The following is a 23,480-nucleotide window of genomic DNA, read 5'->3' as shown; positions in this document are numbered from 1 at the left end:
ATTATTTATGTGTTATTTCAACCATTACCGGAACTACATATCCCTTTGCTCCTTCTTTCACCTCAAATCCAGGTGCTCCCGATTGATAAGAAACTTCACTTTTATCGATCAATTTATCGCCAAGTGCGGCTTTTATTTTTGAGGTGAGTCCGCCAGCGGTATTTTGCATGGCAGCCAATAGCTCGGCTTGATTTAGTTCTTGCTGGCTAAAAAGAATCAAGAGATAGTCTGTACCCGGGTTATCATCCATACGGATCACTTTTTTTTCACTTGGGAAGGCCAGTTCTGAATTCGCTCCGATCAATGGTGACATACCATTTTCATAGGGCAAGATCTTATTGATCTTTTGACTAAGGTCTGTTGCAAATGCGTAGATATATCCTTCGTTTTCATTTTTCAAATAAAATCGGAAGCGAGTTCCCGAAGGATAGGCTTCGGTCATTCGATATGCCACAAGATCTTCACCTTCAACATCGTCTTCAACCACTAAATTTCTAGTGGAGATTCGCGAAACTGGCATGGCCGTGCCGTTATTCGTTTCAAACATTAAACTTCCTTTTGGTAGTTTTCCAGCGATCGGGTTTGGATCTGTTTTGTCGTCTGGAACGGGTATTGGTGATGGCTCATCTTTCTTTTTATAGTAACTATAAGGCTGCAGCGCACCAAGGCACCACTCATCAAATTCTTTGTAAGGAACCCAAATATATCCTCCATCACCCCAATCCATTCCCCAGCTGTTTAAAACTCGAATGGCGCCTCCTTCAAAATTATCATCGTATCCTACGGCAACCATAGCGTGATAGCCGTGTTTTTTAGCTGTAGTACCTACATCAGTAGGCTTGGCGTGCCATACTTTGGTCGCTGCAAAGAAGCTTTCGGGAAGTTTCATCCCAATTAAAATAGGATAGCCCTCAGAAAGTGCCTTTTTGGTTGCATTAACGCGAACACCTGGGGCTTGCTCATCATAAAAGAAGAGGGTTTGGTAGTCTCGAATACGATAATCAATAGCTTCTAACTGGGCGCTTGTTGGAATTGGAGGATTACAGGTATAGGGCACTGTTTTTAATGTTGGAGCTCCTAAAACTTTGAGTGCTTCCATTCCTAACTTAGGATTGGCACCTTGATTGCAAGCGAGATCTTCTTCTTGCCGAATAGCTTGATATACAAATGACGGAGAGAGCGCCGTTTGCGTTATATCTTGCTTGTTTTTTAGACCGAGATCCTTCGCCAACATGATGGTTCGTAAACCATAGGCTGCTGCATAGGCAACACAGGTTCCATATTGCCCTTGATCTCCTGGATATGGAGCAAACTCCTCTAATGAATAAGAAGCAGGAAGATCATCATAGGTTGATGCTGTAAACTGAGCCTTGTACGGAATACTTCTGTACGAAGTCTCATCCCAGATCATTCCTGTAGGATAGTCTTGAGCAAAAGCTCCAGCCGTAATAAAAAGTGTGAATAGAATTAAGTATTGTTTCATGATGTTGAATTTTACATCATAAAACTAGTGTAACAATAAAGCTATTTCAATAAGGCAGTTGCCGTATCCTATAACTCATAACGCAAGATCAGCATAAGAATACGTGGCAATACGAAATAACTGGATGTGTTGGTGATATTATTCGTTTGATCAAAACTATCGTTGTTAGTGGCAATTGTATTTAAAATATTGTTAGCCTGTAGTTGAAATTCCCACGGACTATCGCCATTTTTATAATACAGATTTGAATTAACAAAAGAGTACGTATTTTGAATGGTATTGGTATCATTTGAATAGTCATAGAATTCCCATTCGGCATCTACAGTAAAATTCTTTAAAAACCGTGCATCCATACTTAACGATGGCTGGTGTGTAAAGAACTTTTGCTCAATACCGCCATTATCATAGTTATTCATAGTTATTTGATATCCCGCTTCAAAATTGGGCCAATCTCTAAAATTAGTTCGCGCTGTACCACGATAATTTTGCGTTAAACTTTCACTTTCGGTTGGAATTCCCTGAAAGGTATTATAGGCTTTATTTAATGCAACATTGGCATTTACGGTAAACTGCATCTTTTTAACTCTTTTGCTAAATCGGGCAAAAGCCGAAATAGATTCATCTGGAAAATTGCTATCAAAATTAATAGGCGAAGACACCTGGTTAATACCGTTGGGGATAGTAATATTTTTAAAACCTTCGATCGATCGCGAATAATTAACCGAAGCGACAATATTGGTATAGTTAAACATGTTGAAACTAAAATAGCGCAAACTATAGGTATGTGCCAAGGCATTCTCTAGGTTCCTATTTCCGCGGAACAAACGATTATAATTGTTGAACACATATGCCTGAGCGTAATTATTGACATCTGTATATTGAGAAGAAATAGCGTAATTGAAATTAATGTTTTCGCTCTTTTTTAGTTCGAAAAGCACGTCAACATCTGGTAATACCATCCAATCATTTTGCTCTTGAGTAGTTCCTAACTGCTCGTCTTTCAAATTATAATTATGAAGCGTGGCTCCTGGAGTTACGATAAATTTACCTGTTTTAAGCTTGTAGTGCACACCTAAAAAGGCGTCGGTAAAGGAATAGGTAACATCATTATTAAAATCGGTTCCTATAAAATCTGTTTGTGAACCACCATCAAGAATCTGAAAAATACTGGAATCAAATTTTTGATTACTGTAGGTGGTTCCTAATGTAACATTTACATTACTGGTATTACCAAGCACATAATAGTAATCCACTTTAGCGTCAATTTTATTTGTTTTAATATTTTTTGACTGATTGAGATTAGTACGTGTTTGAAGCGTATCTACGGGAATAATTCCTCCAAATGGTGCTATATCTGTAACTGCGTTGTAAAAAGGGTCTTCATCTTGCCAAAGGTGTTGTACCTGAGCCGCAAAAATGTTTTTATCATTTAGTGTGTAATAGGCATTGACATTTTGATTAAATGAATAGGGGGTGTTCTCTTTTTCTTCGGAAATTGAATTCTCAAAATTATCAACCTCCGATATGGTAAGTCCGTTTTCGGTTTGTTTTGATGCCTTGCCTAAAATATCATAGTCTAGTTGGAAATCTGAGTTTGGTTTATAGGTTCCGCTCAATTTCAGCATTCCGAGGGTGCTATTTTGATCACTGGTATTTGATGTAGTTTCTGTTTGGCCCAGGTCAATGTACTGTCGGATAGAATTATTAATGATATTGGTTGTATTATCTGAAATAATTGCAAACCCCGTTAGATCTAACTTTTCGGCAGCTGCCCAACTGAAGTTTCCCGCAAAGAAATTTGTTTCAATTTCATTGGCTCTATTATTTTGAGTCGTTGTAAAGCCTAGATCACTTTCCCGAATGGAGAAATTAGTTCCGCCTCCTCTATTAAAATTTCGGAAACCTCCTGTAAAATTGAAATAATCTCGCCTTGTAAAGGGAACTTCGCCAACATTGTTGAAATCGGTTATAAAATTTAAACTATACTTCGGACTGTAATAGAACAATTTGGGATGCGCTAAATAACCTACCTTTTCTTCACCGATGCTCCCACCTCCGGCTGCCACTTCACCGAACCAAAAGTTCTTTTTGCCCTCTTTTAGCTTGATATTGATAGCTACATTATCCTGATCATTCCCTAAACCACGCATTTGGTCTACTTCGTTGTAATTCCGAAGCACTTGTACTTTATCTACTGCATCGGCTGGAATATTTTTTGTTGCTAATTTTGAATCGCCATCAAAAAAATCTTTACCATCAACCATCACTTTGGTCACAGTTTTTCCTTCAACTTGGATCTCTCCATCATCATTGATCTCAACTCCTGGCAGATTTTTCATCACATCACCGAGCTTTCGTTCCTCACCGGTATTAAAAGAATCTGCATTGTAGGTAATTGTATCACCACTCACAGTAACGGGCATTTCGTAAATGATCTCTACGCCATCAAGTACGTTTTCCGAAGCATTCAATGTAAAATCATAGTCTATGTTCTGTGCGTCCTCCGGAATAGTCATTTGCTTTTCAGCATTACTATATCCTAAAAAACTTGCTCTTAGCACGTAAGTATTATTTATTGGAAGATCAAGTTGGTAGCGGCCTTCAGTATTTGTTATTGCGTACGAAGCCATTTCACCACTCCCCTTCACGGTAGCGATTACGTTTGCAAATTCCAAAGGTTCTCCGATGCTATCTTTAATGAAACCACGGACTTTTATACTCTGTCCTGCCACCGAAATAGTTACTAAAAGTAAGATAATACTTAGAAAATTTTTCATACGATTTTATTATTAGATACCCTCCCAAACCGGCTATTGGTTCAGTTACTATTTGATTAAAATAGGATTATTTTGTTTTAAATTAGTGACCCCCAAAACGCCCTTGTCCGCGTCGTCCACCCCGACCTCTAAAATTTTCTCGCATCTCTTCGGTTTTATCCTTTACGATCTTGTTAAATTCTTCGCGGGATACTTCTTTTCCTTTGGATGGTTTTTCAATTTTTTCTGCATCTTTAGGATTCATCACAATTTTTGAACACAGCAATGTTGTGCGGTCTACATTTAATTCTAAGATCAATCCTGGAAGCCCAGCATATTCACCTGGACCATTTTTTACTGGAATCATAGGCGTAAACCATGCGGTGACAACAACCTCTTTTGGCACTTCTACCATGCTCAATGGATCTTCATTGGCAGCAATACTATCTGCTTTTTTCTGGGCTTCATCTTTTTCTCTATCACGACCTCTTCGTCTTGCAAAACTCATATCGTTTTCATCAATCTGCTTTGTTGCCGTGGCCTTTATCGCCAAATACTGTCCAATTTGTTTTGACTCTTTGCTAATTTCCCATTGTAAATTGGTAATTGTATCATTGATCAAAAACGATTTTCCGAAGAACTCACGCTCTTCTAAAATTTGATTCTCGGTTAAATCTTTGTATTGCACGCCTGGCATAAAGCTACCCATCATCATATTCATCATAGGATTTTGAGGTCCGGCGTCTAGCTTCACTTCTTCCTTATAAACAGATTCATTGCCACTAAACGTAAGAATATAAGTTTTTTCAAGGGCGCTCTTCATCATTTCCTTGATCTGTTTTTTTCTGTCCTCGCTCATGTTAGGGCCACCCATTCCATCCATATCGACGGTTGTTTTTGATTCATAATAAGCTTGCCCGCTTATGTTTTGGGCGCTTGCCGATATTCCAAAGAGAATAATAAAAAGGATAGATAATGTCTTCATAGGTCTGTATTTAATCGATTGTGATGGCGCCAAATGATCGGCACACTATTACTTAGACTACAAAGAACTTGATTTGTTTCGTTTATAATGAATTATCCTCCTATTTTTATATGAAAACTATCACCATCCTTCCGACTACTATTGTTTTGCAGTTGCTCCTGCATTTCTTGCATTTTTTTCTTTTCTATCGCATCGAAGGTGGCTTGATCAACTTTTTTTCCTTTGGAAGGTGCTTCGATCTTTGTTTTCTTTTCAGGATTTAAGACAATTTTAGAACATAAAATAGTCTGATCACCATCGTTAATTTCTAGGATCATTCCTGGGAGTCCCCAAAAATCACTTGGCCCATGTTGTATAGGGATATCTAAGGTGTACCATGCTACTGTAGTTTGATTTTTTGTAATATTCACTAGACTGTCACTGTCACTACTGAAGGTTTGCTCGGTCACCTCTCGTGTTCTAGTTGCTTTAAAACATGTATAGTTACCAATGTTTTTAGTTTCTTTTTCCAGTTTCCAGTCATCTTTTTGCAAGGAATCGGTTATCAAAAAGATCTTGCTCATGATCTCCGTTTGATTGATATATTGATTCTCTTTTAAATTTCTATAAAGCACATCATCATTCCCAGAAAGAATGATATTAATTCCACCTGCTGAAGGAGCCGGAGTCGACAAACTTTCAACCTCTTGGTACAACGACTCATTGGCGTTAAAACGTAAGGTGTATTCTTTTTGAAACTGTTTCCGAAGTTGCGCTTGTAATTGCTGCTGTATTTCGTCATTCATATGAGTGCTATCCATTTTAAGCTCTACTTTACGATCGGTTTTATAGGTCGCGATCCCTTCAAAATTTTGAGCAAACGCCGAAGCAAATGCCGCTATATTTAAAAATGCCGTGATGATTATCATTTTTATTCTCATGGGTTTGGTGTTTTAAAATTTCAGAAATAATACTTCCACAAAGTTGCAGTATTATGCTGATACTGAAAGTTAACCAGTGTTAACTAGTGTTAATCGGTTTGTTTATCACCATAATAACATGGTAATTTGTTCTATGTTAGAGCGACATTACAAGATCATCCTATATTTTATAAGTACAGCTATAATCGCGACATTGGCTTTACAGATTTATTGGAATTACAAAAATTACCAGACCAGCAAGCAGCAGTTGATCAATGAGGTACAAATTAGCTTAGACAATGCCGTAAACAATTATTATACAAATCTTGCCGAAAAAAATATGATCGGTTTTAGTATTTCTGAATTAGGAAATACATTAACAAAAGACAGTATTGAAATTCTCTTACATGAATATAGTTCCCCAAAGGGAATTTCAGCAAAAGACCCCAATACATTTATATTCCTCAGCGAAAGTGGTAAATCTGAGCACACTGCCGTTTTTACCGAAACAGATCATAAAAATGTTGATACATTACTCACTAATATAAATCTGGACAAAAATGTACGAAGAGAAATTATTCAACGGCATTTTAATAAGGACTCTTTATTTGAAAATAACCTCGCTAGACTAACCACAAGAATCATATTTGCGGCAAAAGAAGACACTCTAAATCTTAAACAATTAAATGAATTGGTATCTGAAGAATTAGAACGAAAAAAGATCGTAGCAGACTATCGTATCCTTTTTACTTCGGAAAAAGATCGTATAACAACCTATGGCGCTTCAAATTTGGGGACTCAATATCTTAATACCGCAGCCAAATCGAGTTTTCTTCCAAAGAATCAAAAAATTGAGCTTCAATTTACCAATGTTATGGGAAGCATTCTACGGAAAAACACCTTAAGTCTTCTCCTCTCCTTTCTCTTCGTTGTGACCATTATTGGTTGTTTATTATACCTTTTAAAGGTAATTAAGAACCAAAAACAACTTGCTGAAATTAAAAACGACCTTATTAGCAATATTACGCATGAGTTTAAAACACCCATTGCCACCATTGGTGTTGCCATGGAAGGCATCCAATCATTTAACGATTCGCAGGATACAGAAAAAAACATGCGTTATGCGAAGATCTCAAGCGAACAGGTTTCCAAATTGAATATGATGGTAGAAAGACTCTTAAAAACCGCAACCCTCGATAGTGAAAACTTACAACTACAATTTGAAGCTGTTGATTTGGTGAATTTATTAAAAACAATGACCACGACGGAAACGTTGACAGATAAAAACAAAACCATTCGTTTTCAAAGCAATTGCAATACCTTGTTTCACCAAATTGATCTTTTCCATTTTGAGAATGCCTTGAATAATATCATTGACAACGCAATTAAATATGGTAGCACTCCCATTGATATCAAACTTGAAAAGAAAGATGCCATAACTATAATTAGCATTGCCGACGCTGGGAACTCGCTAACAATAGCTCAAAAAAAACAAATTTTTGAAAAATTCTATCGTGTACCAACTGGTAATACACATAATATAAAAGGCTTCGGAATTGGTCTATATTACACCAAGAAGATCATAGAGAAACACCAAGGAAGTATTCACGTACAGGTAAAACCCACCACCTTTACAATTAAACTACCTCATGCCTGAAAAGAGAACCATATTATTAGCTGAAGACGAACAGTCACTAGGTCTTATCGTAAAAGAAAGCTTGGAAACCAAAGGTTTCATAGTTAGGCATGTCTTGGATGGGGAATTAGCTTTAAGCTGTTTTATGGAAAGTCGGCCAGCGATTGCGGTACTTGATGTTATGATGCCTAAAAAAGACGGTTTTACCCTAGCCAAAGAAATACGAGCTATCGATAAACAGATTCCAATCATATTTCTAACGGCAAAATCGCAACCCAAAGATGTTGTAGAAGGTTTTGAAAGTGGAGGAAACGATTATTTGAAAAAGCCTTTTAGCATGGAAGAACTCATTGTACGTATCAATAATTTAATACAACGCCAACAATTTCAAACAGCACAACCAACCATCCAAATTGGTGCATTTACATTTGCATTTAAAAAGCAAACCTTACAATTTAACACCGAGCAACCCATTGGTCTTACACATCGCGAAGCGCATCTGCTGTATCATTTAAACAATAATAAGAATGAGGTTTTAGACAGAACCTTAATACTCAAAAAGCTTTGGAGTAATGACGACTTCTTTGCTGCTCGAAGTATGGATGTTTATATTTCAAAACTTCGGAAAAAGCTGGCTCGCGACCCACAGATCCAAATCATCAATGTACGCGGTTACGGATATAAATTAGTTTATTAGCAATTAATTAAAAGACTGATTTTTGTACCTTGCCCTTATATGAAATGGCTTCCTATCCTTACATTAGTTTGTTTTCAGTTTTTGAGCGCACAAACGCTTAAAAAGGTTTCATCAACACCCTTACAAGCAGATCATTTAATGGGTGTGGATCACTTCGGAAACACGTATTTTACTAGAGATTCGGTACTATATAAACAAGGACCCGACGGTACTTATCAATACACAAATTTCCAGTTGGGCGAGATAACTTCCGTAGATATTGTAAATCCTTTAAAGATTATTGTCTTTTACAAAGATGTCAATACCGTTGTTTTGCTCGATAATCGATTGAGCGAAATAGAACTGATCAACTTTAATACCATTCCCGACTTTCTGAATGTCTCAGCCGCCACTAATGCCGGTAACAATCGCCTTTGGATCTTTAATATGGATACACAGCAATTAGAACTTTTTAATTACCGAACTACCACAAATACTGTGCTTTCACAACCTTTCCCCGGAAATTTGCTGCATCTGGTAAGCGACTTTAACTACTGCTATACTCTCACCGACAAAAAGTTACGTCTTTTTAATCCCTATGGAAGTATGCTTTCTGAAATGCCTTCGGAAGGTTTCGAAAAACTATTCTTTAGCAATGATAGGCTTATTGGTTTAAAAAAGGACTCGCTTTATATACAAACAAAAGAGGGCTTTTATCCGTTAAATATTCCATCGCCCGAAAACCCTATAAAAGACTTGGTGCTTCGCGCAGATTTAGTGTATATTTATGACGGTAATACCGTACATAAATTCTCACTAACAATACCAAAAAAGTAACGCTATGCATGTTGCGATTGCAGGAAATATAGGGTCTGGAAAAACTACATTAACCCGTTTATTAGCAAAACATTATAAATGGAAACCCCAATTTGAAGATGTAGAGGACAATCCGTATTTGGATGATTTTTATAACCAAATGGAGCGCTGGTCTTTCAATCTTCAAATTTACTTTCTAAACAGTCGCTTCCGACAAATTCTCGAAATTCGCGAAAAAAAGAAAAAAGTAATTCAGGATCGTACTATTTATGAAGATGCGTATATTTTTGCTCCCAACTTACACGCCATGGGTCTTATGACCAATCGAGATTTTGAAAATTACCGCTCGCTTTTTGATCTTATGGAAAGCGTCACCGAAGGTCCCGACCTATTAATATACTTACGTAGTTCAATTCCCAACTTGGTAAATCAGATCCATAAAAGAGGCCGAGAGTACGAAAACTCCATAAGTATCGATTATTTAAGTCGCTTAAATGAAAGATATGAAGCCTGGATTCATGGTTATGATAAAGGCAATCTCATTATCTTAGATGTAGACAACCTTGATTTTGTAGATAATCCTGAACATTTGGGTGAAGTGATCACCAAGATCGACGCCGAAATTAACGGTTTATTTTAGCAATACACAGCCTAAAACCTTAACGTTTCCAAAACATACAGACGTCAAAAAATTGACGAATTTTGCCTCTTATGGCATCACTGTATAACACAAAATACTATCATCGCGACCTTTCTTGGTTACGATTTAACCACCGCGTTTTACAAGAAGCTGCCGACAAGCGAAATCCGCTGTATGAGCGTATAAAATTCTTGGCTATCTTTTCATCTAACCTTGATGAATTCTTCCGCGTACGCGTAAGTGATATTCGGCAGATAAAAGAAATTGAAAAACCGCTTCGGAAAAAATTGATCACCAAACCCAACAAAGTATTAAGGGAGATCAAAAAGCAAGTGGATATTTTACAGAATGACTTCGGAACTATTTTTAGCAATGAAATTATTCCCGATCTAAAAAAAGAAGGAATCAACCTCATTAATCACACTCAATTTTCGACCACACAAAAAATTGTTGCGCAAAATTACTATGATGATGTTCTCAAGGCAAAACTAGTCGTAGAGCAATATCCCATACAGACAAAACATGACGTTTTTGTAAAAAACGAAACACTCTATCTCGTTGCGCAGCAGGAAGAAAATATACTCGAATTGGTAGAAATACCTGAAGATGAAGATCGTTTTTTTGTATTTCCGAAGCAAAACGGAAAACACTACATCACCTTCATTGACGATATTTTAAAACACAATCTTCGCCAAACACCAAAGGCAGAAAAACAAACAAAATACTACGCTTTAAAGATCTCAAGAGATGCCGAATTGTATATAGAAGATGAATTTTCAGGTAATTTAAAGGAAAAAATCAAGGCATCCCTTCCAAAACGAGATACAGGCCAGGCTACACGTGTGTTATTAGACCCTGCTATGCCTGAATCGCTTCAAAAGATACTTACCTCGGCTTTAGACGTAAACAATACGGATGTTATTTTAGGGGGAACCTATCATAATTTTAAAGATTTTTTTGACTTCCCTAACCCTTCGGAAAAGAATTTAAAAAATCAGGCGCTTCCACCTTTGGCACACCCCATGTTGGCCGAATACAACACAATTTTTGACGCTATAGACGACAAAGACCAGCTTATTCACTACCCATATCAATCCTTTGAGCCTATCATTAGACTTGTAGAAGAAGCCGCGAAAGATCCAAAAGTTAAAAAATTAAAGATCACTATCTATCGCGCAGCCAAAAAATCCCGCTTAAATGATGCCATCGCATTAGCTGCAGAAAATGGTATCGAAGTAACTGTCTTTATCGAAGTGAAAGCACGCTTTGATGAAAAAAACAACCTTTACTGGGGCAATATATTCAAAAAGAAAGGTGCCCATGTGATCTATAGTTATCCAGACATAAAAGTTCATAGTAAGATCTTATTGATCGAGCGTGAGTTTGAAGGAAAAGCAAAGCAATATGCCTATATAGCTACAGGTAATTTTAACGAAAAGACCGCCAGTTTGTATACCGATTTTGGCTTAATGACCGCGCATAAAAAAATCACCAAAGAACTCAACAAAGTATTCATGGTGCTTGACCGTACTATCATTGTACCGAAAACTAAACGTTTGATCGTCTCGCCATTTACAAGCCGGGTTGAATTTACTTCTCTCGTAAATCGCGAAATAGCGCTGGCAAAATCTGGTGAGCCCGCATCTATTATTCTTAAAATGAATAGCCTACAAGACAAGGACATGATCAAATTATTGTATCGCGCCAGTAACGCGGGAGTGAACATTAGATTATTGGTTCGAGGTATGTGCTCACTAGTTCCAGGGATTAAAGGACAGAGCAAAAATATCACGATCACCTCTATTATTGATCAATTTTTAGAACATGGCAGGGTCTATATTTTTGGAAATGGTGGTAAGGAAAAAGTGTACATTGGTTCGGCAGATTGGATGACACGTAATTTAAACCATCGTATTGAGGTGGTCACTCCTATTGTTGACCCAGATCACAAAAAGACCATCAAAGAATTAATAACTATTCAAATTAAAGACAACGTAAAAGCACGAATTATTGACGCTAAGCAATTAAATCATTACGTCGAAGACCACGCGCCCAAAGTGAGATCTCAGATAGCTACATATCGTTATTTTGAGCAACAAGCTCTGGGCGAATAAGATTTTGCGCTACGGCGAATTCAATAGCTTCGGCGCTCGATTCTACTAAATAAGTAGGAGTGTTCTTATAATTGTCAAATAACCCTTTAATGCGAAGCATTTTCTTTTTATGCTTAACACTCCTTAAAAAGATAGCTTTAATTCGCTTCGGAAATGCCTCTGCAATTTCAATATAAATATCGGCGTCATGTTCACCTCCATCGCCAATAAGCACAAATTGCGTTTGAGGATAGGCTTGTAATACCTTAATAATTTCCTTCTGCTTTTGAGGTTTTTCGTCAGCTTTCTTTTTTGCAAACATATCGCTAAAACTCCGAAGCAATATAGGCCCCTTAGGAAAATCATTCTTCCGAAGAAAAAGTTCTAAATAGCGATATAAATTCCACGGACTATGACTCACATAAAACATCGGATTCGCTTCTTTGCCCGAAGGACCACGATGCAATAAATGATAAAAATGAGGTGCCCCTTCTAGCGGGCTTCGCGCTTCCGCATTTCTAAAAAAAGTATTAAAAATAAGACGCCACTTAAATCTTGAAACCACACCTGTGTGTAAGATAGTATCATCAATATCGCTAATAACAGCATAACTGCTGCTTTTTGATGGAATTAACATCTCCCCCGCGAATACATTGTCATTTTGAATAATGCGCCCTGGGAAGTCCTGATCAAAATGCATTTCATAATGCAACCAGCCTTCTTCATTGGTCAAACTCTGTAAATTCTTTATACTTTGATCAATTTTAAAGTAGCCATTTTTGTCGCTTTTAGTATATAAAACCGAATCGTCTGGAAGTTTTAATCGTAAACTAGCATTGGGGATCTCATCGGTTTCGAACCGCCGCCATGTGTTTTTTAGAAGGTTAAAAAAACCGCGTTTTGAAAGGTTGATATTCTCATCTTCCAAAGCGCGTCCGCGAACATAAAGATGTGCGTCTGTTCCATAACTTTGAAACGGAATTATCTGCAAAGGATCTTTTTTAAAAATGGCCATTCCTACACTTTTTAGGTAATATACGGCAATAAAAAAGCTCCACCAACAGGCAGAGCTTTCTCGTTATAGTTTAAATATGATGGGACAACTAATTGTCTATTTCCACCTCTTCAATTTTTTTAATGATCTTCTTTCCGTTCATCTCGGCATCGGCCTTTTTATGCTCTTCGATCTGTGCATTCACTTCCGCTTCAGTTCCTGAAAAAGTTTTTTCTTCTGAAGTAGTCTCGCCGTTTCTTGTTGTTTCGATAATAACTTTTGCAGTTGTTACATCACCATCAACGCTCTTTTCAATTCGTACTTCTTTTGAAACTTCAGTTCTATTGGCTTCATCGATCTGTACCGCTTGTTTGTCAGTTAATATCGTTTGATTACCATTTTCATCAATAAACATCATTTCTTCCGAAGAATTTATTCCAAGATCATTTTCAGTGTGACCACCTAAAATAGGGGCGATTACCAAACCGATCAAACAGGTAAGCTTGATCAAGATATTCATAGAAGGTCCAGAGGTATCTTTAAATGGATCACCTACAGTATCACCAGTAACAGCCGCTTTGTGCGCGTCACTACCTTTGTAAGTCATTTCTCCATTGATCTCTACACCCGCTTCAAAAGATTTTTTAGCGTTATCCCAAGCACCTCCAGCGTTGTTTTGGAAGATTGCCCATAGTACACCTGAAACAGTAACTCCAGCCATATAACCACCTAACATTTCTGCAATAGCGATATGTTTCATACCAAATAACATAGGTACAAAAGCGATAACTAATGGAAAACCAATAGTCAATAGACCTGGTAACATCATTTCCTTTAAAGATGCTTTTGTAGAAATAGCCACACATTTATCGTATTCTGGTTTTCCAGTACCTTCCATAATTCCAGGAATTTCTCTAAACTGACGACGAACTTCTTCTACCATTTCCATAGCAGCTTTTCCCACAGCATTCATTGCTAGTGCAGAAAACACTACAGGTACCATCCCACCAACAAATAGCATTGCCAACACTGGTGCTTTAAAAATATTAATTCCGTCGATCCCGGTAAAGGTTACATAGGCAGCAAATAGTGCTAATGACGTTAGTGCAGCAGATGCAATAGCAAATCCTTTTCCTGTTGCTGCTGTTGTATTACCTACTGAATCTAAGATATCAGTACGTTCTCTAACGATTGGTTCTTGTTCGCTCATTTCAGCAATACCACCTGCATTATCAGATATTGGTCCGAAAGCATCAATAGCCAATTGCATAGCCGTTGTTGCCATCATCGCTGATGCTGCTAAAGCCACACCATAGAATCCTGCAAATGCATAAGAAGCCCAAATGGCTCCAGCAAAAAGCAATACTGAAGGGAAAGTAGAAATCATACCAGTTGCTAAACCTGCAATAATATTAGTTCCTGCTCCCGTACTTGATTGTTGTACAATTTTTAAAATTGGAGATTTCCCTAATCCTGTATAATATTCGGTTACAGAAGAAATAACTGCCCCTACTACTAATCCCACTAAAGTTGCATAGAATACACGCATTGAGCTAATTTCTCTCAATAGGTTCTCTCCATTTGCACCTTCACCAAAAAAGTTCATATTCATTGTTTCTGGCAACATCCATTTACATAATGCAAAACATGCTACAGCAACTAAAACAATAGACGTCCAGTTACCAACATTTAAAGCGCCCATAACCTGAGACTCCTTAGCATCATTACTTTTTATCTTTACCAACATTGTTCCAATGATCGAAATGATAATTCCAACACCGGCAATTGCCATTGGTAATAAAATTGGACCAATACCTCCAAAAGTATCAGTGATAGATCCACCCATATCTTTAATCACATAGTTACCAAGAACCATGGCGGCCAATACGGTTGCTACATACGATCCGAATAAATCGGCTCCCATACCTGCAACGTCACCTACATTATCTCCTACGTTATCTGCAATAGTTGCTGGGTTTCGAGGGTCATCTTCTGGAATTCCAGCTTCAACTTTACCTACTAAATCTGCACCAACATCGGCAGCCTTTGTATAAATACCACCACCTACTCTCGCGAATAGTGCGATAGACTCTGCTCCTAATGAGAAACCAGCTAAGGTTTCCAAAACGATAGTCATATCCATAGTATTTGTCCATTCACTTCCCATAAAGAACCAAAAGAAGAATATAAAGAACGCTGTTAAACCTAATACAGCTAATCCTGCCACACCTAGTCCCATTACAGTACCACCTCCAAAAGAGATCTTAAGTGCATTTGGTAAACTTGTACGAGCAGCTTGAGTTGTTCTTACATTGGTTTTGGTAGCAATTTTCATCCCGATGTTTCCAGCGAAAGCAGAAAAAACAGCTCCAAAAATGAAAGCAATTACAATAAGCCAATGTGTTGTAGGCACTACAAAAGAAACAATGGCCAATAATACACTTACAATTACTACAAAGATTGTTAGTAATCTGTATTCTGCATTTAAGAACGCTAAGGCTCCTTCGTAGATATGGTCTGAAATTTCTTTCATTTTACCATCTCCAGCATCTTGTTTCATAACCCATGATTTTTTGACAACCATGTAAATTAATCCTATAAGCGCCAAAGCGATTGGCATATAAATAATGTAGTCTTCCATTACGTGTTATTTAGTTATAATTATTTCAATTTTGCGGGGCAAAAATAGTAAAATAGGTTGGGATACGAAATTTTTAAATGTGCTAATAAAATCGATCTGATTGCCAGTGCTTCAAACAATTACATAGGTGTATCGCTAAGGCCTTACCCATTATGATTTTGTGAGCTAATAAAAAAGGAAGGTTTTTTGTTTTCTTCGGAAGTGGAAATAGCACTGATTATTCCTTCGATAACAGACAAAAAATCTATTCAATTTCCGAAGAAATAGTACTTATACCCCAATTAATCGTAGTTGCGTTCGTAATACTGCTGCTCCATTAAAACACTATAATCCTTTCCATCCCGAACTCTAAAATTGGTGCGATAGGTCTTTTTACCTTTATCGGTATCACGATATACTTCAAAATGTAAACTCGGCGTGGTAGACCAACCCGTATTTCCACTATACGCTAACATCTGGTCAACCGCTACTATATCTCCTTTAGCAACCGCAGCACCATTTTGTTTTAAATGACCATATTTGGCATAACTCCCATCTGGATGTAAAATTAAAATGTAATTGTCTGAATTTTTACAGGCTTCTGAATCACAACCTCTTAAATTTTTCTGAACCACCTCGACTACCTGCCCTTCTCTCGCCGCAAGCACTTGTGTCCCTTCAGGCATCGCAAAATCTAAAGCAAAAATATTAGCATGAGATCCTTTGGTAAAATAACCTTGCGATATAAGGTAATTACCCCCTTTTTTAAACGGCAGATTATATTGATAAGCAGACGAAAATTTCGCCGAAGTATCATATGGAGGTAAAGGCTCCTCCTCTATTACAGGTGTTGTTTTTTCGGGGATAACAGTTTCTGGTGCTCCTACCACCTCTTTCGATGTTGGTTTTACGATCTCTTTCGCAGCAACTACAGCGGGCGTTTTTACAACTTCAGCTTGAACCTCAACGGTTTTTGCAGCTGTATCAATAGTAACTTCAGGTGCTGTTTCATTTTCTTTGGAAATAGGCTTAGAGATAACCTCTGTCTTAACTTCTACCTTTGGAACAGCCGTATTGGGCGTTGGTTTTACGATCTCTTTCGCAACAACTACAGCCGGCGTTTTTACAACTTCAGCCTGAATCTCAGTGTTTTTTACAGCATTACCAATGGCGACTTCAGGTGCTGTTTCATTTTCTTTGGAAATAGGCTTCGAGATAACCTCTGTCTTAACTTCTACCTTTGGAACAGCCGTATTGGGCGTTGGTTTTACGATCTCTTTCGCAACAACTACAGCCGGCGTTTTTACAACTTCAGCCTGAATCTCAGTGTTTTTTACAGCATTACCAATGGCGACTTCAGGTGCTGTTTCAATTTCTTTGGAAATAGGCTTCGAGATAACCTCTGTCTTAACTTCTACCTTTGGAACAGCCGTATTGGGCGTTGGTTTTACGATCTCTTTCGCAGCAACTACATCTGGCGTTTTTACAACTTCAGCCTGAATCTCAGTGGTTTTTACGGGTTTCCCAATGGCAACCTTAGGCTTCGTTGTCAATACAACGTCCTTATTAGACTGGTCTAAATCTTTAATTACAGTGACTTCTGATGTCTGCTGTACTTCTGGATCTTTTATAGTTTCCTCAATTTCAGCCACCGCTTCTTCCTTAACCGCATCGTCGGAAATAACTTCCTCACCTAGTTTATCTATTGGAAATTCGGGCACTTTCTGTTTTACTTGTTTGTTTTCTTCCGTAGACATTCTTACAACAGCGTCAGGATCGATCTCACGTTCTTCGGTAGCCAAAGGCTCTTCCGTAAAAATTCTTTGAATGGCTTTATCATTTTTCCGAACGGTAGCTGTATGTTTAAAATCGTACAGTTTAAGAACATTTATCGTTACCAGATCCACTAATTTAAATCGATTGGTATTTGCGGGAACAACAATTTCACTCGGACCCTCACGAACCACTTTCAAATTTCTAAGATCAAAATCAAGCTCGACGATCACCGAGTAATCTTCCTTATTGTCTGCAAATAGGTCGTAACCATCTGATGTATATTCGTAATAGGTAATAACATTTAGTTGTGAATACATGACTGATGTGCATGCGAAAACAAGCAACAATAACAAGGACTTCATATGTATAACAAATTAAAAGTTAACACTCTGGGTTAGTTCAAAGTGTAAATTTGCGGGAGAAATCGAAGATAGTAAAAAAATTAAAAAGAAAACCCGAAAACACCTGTTACTCCAATTTTGCGAGCATCAGGGTTGTCGAAATAATTTCCACGGAAGTTAAGATCAATTCTAAAGATCTTAAAAATATTACCTATACCTACGCTGTATTCGTAATAGATGTCTTCTGGAGCACGATAGGGAATGATCACACCTTCACTATCTACATTTAGGGCTATGTTTTCTGGTGATAGCTGTCCGTAGACCGCTCTAAAGCCAATTACTTCTCGTAAGTTTAGCTTCCGAAGACCCGGGATACGAGAAAAAATTCGTCCGCCAAAATTGTGTTGTAGATGAAGTGACACATATTCGTCACTCACAAATTCGTAAAAATCAAGATTGGAAAAGCTATTGTAAATACTAAAATACGTCTGATTTCCAGGAATTGGGTTTAGCAAACTCAAAGGCACCTCACCAAAGGTTTTACCTACTTCAATAGTTGAATATAATCGTCCGATGCCCCCAATATTCCACGGACGTGTATATAATCCTTGTACTTTTTGGTATTCAAAATCACCATTTAAAAGTCCTTTAAAGCCATAGCTAGCACTCAAGAAAAAAGTTGGATAGTCACCACTATTGATGACGGTTTGCTCAACGCCATAGCCAGAGGTTTTTCTGCGCGGTGTATAATTAAATGCCAATTCTAGTTCGGGTTGCTGTATCATGTCCCTGATCTCACCTGTAAACACGCCGTCTTCTTTAACTCGATAATCTAAGCTAAAGGTTTCGGTAGCAGATTCAAGTGTTCTGTAAGAGCCTGTAAGACGTACATTAAAGTTTTTATACGGGTCGAAACTGAGTCCGGCAGTAGCCAAATTAATTCGCGATAATTTATCGTTAGCGCCTACCGAAATAAGCGACGACGAGGCTAAACTTCGGCCCAAAACATCGTTACTATTCGTCAAACTAGCCCCCGTTTGCTCCACATCCTTTCGGGTACCCGCATACAAGGTGAGTCGTGATTTTCTGTCGAGCAGATATTTTCCAGAAACGCCGTATTTAAAGCGTTCGTCCTTAAAACCATAAGCTCCAAAAACTTCGAGACGCCAAGGATCATTCTGACTAAAATAGGTTCTACCTCCTAAACGGAGGCGCAGCCCTTCGGCTTCATTAAAACCAAATACTGAAAAAACCGGACCAACGTCCAAATTTCCAATTTGGTAATAGCCACTAACTAATGTTGCTCCAATATTGTACAGTGCTTTAAAACGCGGAACGGTTTTTAAGGTATCGAGCATTTTGTATACGCCCACTTCATCTTTACTCAGCGTTTCCATACGTCTTTCCTGCCAGAAATCGTCGGGTCTATTATAAATTTCGTATTGATACGGATCAATTTGTTCTTTGTAGAATTCTTTCGGCTGAGGCTCATCAAAAGTATAATTGTCGTATAAAGTAGTTCGTTTCCCGTAGACTCCGCGCGATCCTTCCTTTTTCCGAAGACTAAAATCACTCAAAAAATAATCGCGGGTAATTAAGAAAATAGAGTCATTTAGCACATCAAACTCTTGTTCAATATACACCTCACGCACCCAGTTTAAATTGGCACTTTTAGAAGCCTGCAAATTGATTTCTTTAATAGCCCAAGTACTATCATTTACCCAAAAATCACCTTTAAAAGTCAGTTCATTTTTCCGACGCGGATAGTAGACAATATTATAACACCACTTATTATCGCGGTAGGCGCTGTCCATAAGCGCGTAATTATATACGTCTATTCCAGTACGTGATAACGGACTCGTAAATGCTTTGTCGAAGAATTTCAGATAATTGTCATAGACGTCATATTCTGCATAAAGATCTTTAACAAAGGCGATCAATGTCTGATTATTACTAAAACCAGAGTTTTTATTTCCTTCTAGTACTTCTTTTTCTTCGGAAAGTGGATTATCTCCATAAACCTTACTGTAAGCTTCATTAATAAAAATAGGCAGATAGGTATTTCCTGTAATTCTTGACGTATCGGTTTGATCGAAGATAAATTCCATCCCCTTAAATACCTTGCTTTTTATCAAAGCACTATCAATAGTATTCAGGTCGAATTCTAGTTTTTCGTATTTATCGTAGTTATACTGCTTAAACTTTTTAACTCCGTTATCGCGGCGGTTATCCCAGATCTTCCGAAGTATATCAATAGCCGGATTATTCTTTTTTGAAAGTTTTCCGCTCACAATAACCACTTCTCCCAACGAATTTGTTTCCTCTTCAAGAGTGATCACTATATCATACGTAGCGCTTTTTGTGAGTGCCAATTCTTTATTTTGATACCCTACAAAGGAAAAAACAACCGTATCGTAATTTTGATCACTTTGCAAGTAAAAGCGACCTTCCTCATTACTTATTGTACCTTCATTTGAATCTTTAAAGATCACATTCGCAAATGGAACGGTTTCCCCGAGATCATCCTTGATTATTCCACTCACTTTTGTTTGGGCGAATAGAGAACAAGTAAAAACAAGTAATAATACAAGTAGGGATTGCTTCATAAGGAAGTGCATCTATCAGATTTGGAACGGGAATATCGAAAAAAAAGTGCGTATACTATCGATACATTACCTTTTTAACAGCTTTGATCACATCATCACTGTTAGGAAGCCACTCTGCCAAAAGTACTGGTGAGTATGGTGCAGGCGTATCTGCAGTGTTAATTTTTTCAATAGGCGCATCCAAATAATCAAAGGCCTGGCTTTGCACTTGATAGGTAATTTCAGTTGCAACATTCCCAAATGGCCATGCCTCTTCTAAGATCACCAAGCGGTTTGTTTTCTTTACAGACTCTAAAATAGCATTGTGATCCATTGGACGCACGGTGCGCAAATCAATAATCTCACATTCAATCCCTTCTTTTGAAAGTGTTTCGGCTGCTTTATAAGCTTCTTTAATGATCTTTCCGAAGGAAACAATAGTCACATCAGTTCCTTTGCGCTTAATTTCAGCTACTCCCAACGGAATTAAATATTCACCTTCCGGCACTTCTCCTTTATCTCCATACATCTGCTCACTTTCCATAAAGATCACAGGATCATTATCGCGAATAGCACTTTTTAATAATCCTTTTGCATCTGCTGGATTACTTGGCACTACCACTTTTAAACCTGGAGTGTTGGCAAACCAACTTTCAAAAGCCTGTGAATGTGTTGCTGCCAATTGTCCTGCCGAGGCTGTTGGACCTCTAAAAACAATCGGACAATTAAACTGCCCCCCGCTCATTTGACGAATTTTTGCGGCATTGTTGATGATCTGATCAATTCCAACAAGGGAAAAATTAAACGTCATATATTCAACAATAGGTCGGTTGCCATTCATCGCACTACCAATAGCTACTCCAGAAAAACCAAGTTCACTAATAGGTGTGTCGATCACGCGTTTTGCTCCAAACTCATCGAGCATTCCTTTACTAGCCTTATAAGCCCCGTTGTATTCGGCGACCTCTTCACCCATTAAGTAAATGCTTTCATCGCGACGCATCTCTTCGCTCATCGCCTCACAAATGGCTTCTCTAAATTGTATTGTTTTCATATGCAGTGACCCGCAACACGGGATAGTTTTTAATTCTTTTCTTCGGAAGTGAATATTAAAAAGATTCCTTCTACCTATTCTGAAAAACAAAAATAGTATTATTTATACGCACCACAGCTATTTTTTAAATTTTGCATATATTTTTACTATGCACGCATAGTATTTTAGAATATTATTCGTTATCTTTGACCTCCTTTATTTTGAGTGAAAAAGATCAAAAAAAAGCTTGAAAATGATGTTTAATGCAACACCCTTTTTTCTGGGTGAAATAGTTACCCGACTTCTCGGGCAATGAATATGAAAATATTAGTGTGTATTAGTCACGTACCCGACACTACCTCAAAGATCAACTTTACAGATGGTGATACAAAATTTGACACCAACGGAGTAAATTTTGTTATCAACCCAAATGACGAATTTGGCTTAACCCGAGCCATGTGGTTTAAAGAGAAGCAAGGAGCAACCGTTCATGTTGTAAACATTGGCGGACCAGAAACAGAACCTACCTTGCGAAAAGCGTTGGCTATTGGCGCCGATGAAGCAATTCGTGTTAACACAACTCCAACCGATGGCTATTCGGTAGCTAAGCAATTAGCACACGTAGCCAAAGAAGGTGCTTATGACCTTATTATTGGAGGGCGTGAATCTATCGATTATAACGGCGGGATGGTTCCAGGAATGGTTTCAAAATTATTGGGAGCAAATTTTGTAAATACCTGCATTAGTTTAGAAGTTGAAGGTTCAAATGCTACCGTGATCCGTGAGATCGATGGTGGAAAAGAAACTGTAAAAACAACACTACCATTAGTAGTGGGAGGTCAAAAAGGATTGGTTGAAGAAAGTGATCTTCGTATCCCGAATATGCGTGGAATTATGCAAGCACGATCTAAACCATTATCGGTTAAGGAACCTATTGAAGCGAATGCAGAAACTATCGCTCTATCTTTCGAAAAACCAGCTCCAAGAGGCGCTGTAAAGCTTGTAGATAATGTAGACGATCTAATTGATCTATTACATAATGAAGCGAAAGTCATCTAAAATAATTCTGAATTCAACTTGTTGAGTTCATCATTTATAATAAAAAATATATGTCAGTATTAGTTTATACAGAATCTGAAGAAGGAAAATTTAAGAAAATTGCTTTTGAAGCGGTTTCATACGCAAAAGGAATTGCAGCTCAAATGGGAACGTCGGTTACTGCTGTGACCGTGAATGCGGGAGATGTTTCTGAATTAGGTAATTACGGAGCAGATAAAGTGCTTCAAATTACTGAAGACAGCTTAAAAGCCTTTAACGCCGAAGCCTATGCTGGCGCCGTTAGCGATGCCGCAAAAGCTGAAGGAGCGAAAGTAGTTGTTCTCACATCGAGCGCCAATAGTAAATTTATGGCACCCTTAGTTGCCGTAAATCTTGAAGCTGGCTATGTGTCAAACGTTACTGAACTTCCTTTGGAAACAGCCCCATTTAAAGTAAAACACAGTGTGTTTACCAATAAGGCTTTTGCCACTTCAGAGATCAAAACCGATGTAAAAATTGTAGGCTTAGCAAAGAACGCCTATGGATTAAAGGAAAATAGTGCAGATGCGACTGCCGAAGCCTTCTCACCAACTATTGATAAAGGTGGTGTTGAAGTTGTTTCAGTAGATAAAGCAACAGACAAAGTGACGATCGCAGATGCAGAAATTGTTGTCTCTGGTGGCCGTGGTTTAAAAGGGCCCGAAAACTGGGGAATGATCGAAGAATTAGCAGATATTTTAGGAGCTGCAACAGCTTGTTCTAAGCCTGTGAGCGATATGGGGTGGAGACCACATAGTGAGCACGTAGGACAAACAGGAAAGCCTGTCGCTTCCAACTTGTATATCGCTATTGGTATTAGTGGTGCTATTCAGCACTTGGCTGGAATTAATTCGTCAAAAATCAAAGTGGTTATTAATAATGACCCTGAAGCTCCGTTCTTTAAAGCAGCAGACTACGGTATTGTAGGTGATGCTTTTGAAGTGATCCCTCAGCTCAATGAAAAATTAAAAGCTTTTAAAGCGCAAAACGCATAATTTTTTATTAATTTGTGCCTCTATTAAAAGGCTGTTTAATCAAGGAAACATCCTGTTTAAACAGCCTTTTTTAAT

Annotated in this window: 16 protein-coding genes; 7 read left to right on the top strand and 9 right to left on the bottom strand. The window is 37.9% G+C overall.

Annotated elements, in window-relative coordinates; all coding sequences use genetic code 11:
- Position 1 precedes the first annotated feature (1 nt).
- From ACY2RU_RS16920 to ACY2RU_RS16905, 4 genes are all read right to left on the bottom strand, one after another.
- Entirely contained in the window at positions 2-1,483 is a 1,482-nt protein-coding gene (locus ACY2RU_RS16920) for a C1 family peptidase (RefSeq protein ID WP_490139666.1), read from the bottom strand.
- 68 nt (positions 1,484-1,551) lie between these two features.
- Positions 1,552-4,260 (bottom strand): carboxypeptidase regulatory-like domain-containing protein, encoded by a 2,709-nt coding sequence (locus ACY2RU_RS16915; protein WP_490139665.1) that lies wholly within the window; start codon positions 4,258-4,260, stop codon positions 1,552-1,554.
- An 82-nt stretch (positions 4,261-4,342) separates the two neighbouring features.
- Positions 4,343-5,224: a GLPGLI family protein gene (locus ACY2RU_RS16910; protein WP_490139664.1), complete on the bottom strand. Its 882-nt coding sequence runs from the start codon at positions 5,222-5,224 to the stop codon at positions 4,343-4,345.
- Positions 5,225-5,316: 92 nt separating this feature from the next.
- Complete coding sequence (locus ACY2RU_RS16905) at positions 5,317-6,144, bottom strand: GLPGLI family protein (protein WP_490139663.1); 828 nt, start codon at positions 6,142-6,144, stop codon at positions 5,317-5,319.
- Positions 6,145-6,277: 133 nt separating this feature from the next.
- On the opposite strand from ACY2RU_RS16905, the gene ACY2RU_RS16900 reads away from it, so the two are divergent.
- The 5 genes from ACY2RU_RS16900 to ppk1 all read left to right on the top strand — a co-directional run bounded on the left by ACY2RU_RS16900 (position 6,278) and on the right by ppk1 (position 12,005).
- On the top strand, positions 6,278-7,780 hold the full coding sequence (locus tag ACY2RU_RS16900; RefSeq protein ID WP_490139662.1) for a sensor histidine kinase: 1,503 nt from the start codon (positions 6,278-6,280) through the stop codon (positions 7,778-7,780).
- Positions 7,773-8,456: a response regulator transcription factor gene (locus ACY2RU_RS16895; protein WP_490139661.1), complete on the top strand. Its 684-nt coding sequence runs from the start codon at positions 7,773-7,775 to the stop codon at positions 8,454-8,456. The genes ACY2RU_RS16900 and ACY2RU_RS16895 overlap by 8 nt, the downstream gene beginning before the upstream one ends.
- A 39-nt stretch (positions 8,457-8,495) precedes the next feature.
- Positions 8,496-9,272, top strand: coding sequence for a hypothetical protein (locus ACY2RU_RS16890; RefSeq protein ID WP_490139660.1), 777 nt, complete (start codon positions 8,496-8,498; stop codon positions 9,270-9,272).
- Between the two features lie 4 nt (positions 9,273-9,276).
- The gene (locus ACY2RU_RS16885; RefSeq protein ID WP_490139659.1) at positions 9,277-9,891 is read left to right on the top strand and encodes a deoxynucleoside kinase; all 615 of its coding nucleotides are present in this window, start codon (positions 9,277-9,279) and stop codon (positions 9,889-9,891) included.
- A 71-nt stretch (positions 9,892-9,962) separates the two neighbouring features.
- Positions 9,963-12,005 (top strand): polyphosphate kinase 1, encoded by a 2,043-nt coding sequence (ppk1, locus tag ACY2RU_RS16880; protein WP_490139658.1) that lies wholly within the window; start codon positions 9,963-9,965, stop codon positions 12,003-12,005.
- On the opposite strand, the gene ACY2RU_RS16875 is transcribed toward ppk1, so the two are convergent.
- The 5 genes from ACY2RU_RS16875 to ACY2RU_RS16855 all read right to left on the bottom strand — a co-directional run bounded on the left by ACY2RU_RS16875 (position 11,965) and on the right by ACY2RU_RS16855 (position 21,354).
- Complete coding sequence (locus ACY2RU_RS16875) at positions 11,965-12,999, bottom strand: App1 family protein phosphatidate phosphatase (protein WP_490139657.1); 1,035 nt, start codon at positions 12,997-12,999, stop codon at positions 11,965-11,967. The two genes, ppk1 and ACY2RU_RS16875, sit on opposite strands and share 41 nt — an antisense overlap.
- Positions 13,000-13,087: 88 nt before the next feature.
- Positions 13,088-15,619, bottom strand: coding sequence for a sodium-translocating pyrophosphatase (locus ACY2RU_RS16870; RefSeq protein ID WP_490139656.1), 2,532 nt, complete (start codon positions 15,617-15,619; stop codon positions 13,088-13,090).
- Positions 15,620-15,900: 281 nt separating this feature from the next.
- Positions 15,901-17,691, bottom strand: a complete 1,791-nt coding sequence (locus ACY2RU_RS16865) for a M23 family metallopeptidase (RefSeq protein ID WP_490139655.1) — start codon at positions 17,689-17,691, stop codon at positions 15,901-15,903.
- A gap of 125 nt (positions 17,692-17,816) precedes the next feature.
- Positions 17,817-20,321: a DUF5686 and carboxypeptidase-like regulatory domain-containing protein gene (locus ACY2RU_RS16860; RefSeq protein ID WP_490139654.1), complete on the bottom strand. Its 2,505-nt coding sequence runs from the start codon at positions 20,319-20,321 to the stop codon at positions 17,817-17,819.
- 55 nt (positions 20,322-20,376) lie between these two features.
- Positions 20,377-21,354, bottom strand: coding sequence for a pyruvate dehydrogenase complex E1 component subunit beta (locus ACY2RU_RS16855; RefSeq protein WP_490139653.1), 978 nt, complete (start codon positions 21,352-21,354; stop codon positions 20,377-20,379).
- Positions 21,355-21,651: 297 nt separating this feature from the next.
- Here ACY2RU_RS16855 and ACY2RU_RS16850 point away from each other — a divergent pair, with 297 nt between their 5' ends.
- Positions 21,652-22,392 carry an electron transfer flavoprotein subunit beta/FixA family protein gene (locus ACY2RU_RS16850; RefSeq protein ID WP_490139652.1) on the top strand — a complete coding sequence of 247 codons (741 nt, stop codon included), beginning with the start codon at positions 21,652-21,654 and terminating at the stop codon, positions 22,390-22,392.
- A 50-nt stretch (positions 22,393-22,442) separates the two neighbouring features.
- The gene (locus ACY2RU_RS16845; RefSeq protein ID WP_490139651.1) at positions 22,443-23,405 is read left to right on the top strand and encodes an electron transfer flavoprotein subunit alpha/FixB family protein; all 963 of its coding nucleotides are present in this window, start codon (positions 22,443-22,445) and stop codon (positions 23,403-23,405) included.
- Positions 23,406-23,480: the final 75 nt, after the last annotated feature.

The organism is Ulvibacter sp. 2305UL32-6, assembly GCF_058148545.1.
The sequence above is the reverse complement of the archived record's forward strand: the minus strand, read 5'-3'. Positions and strand labels throughout refer to the sequence as shown.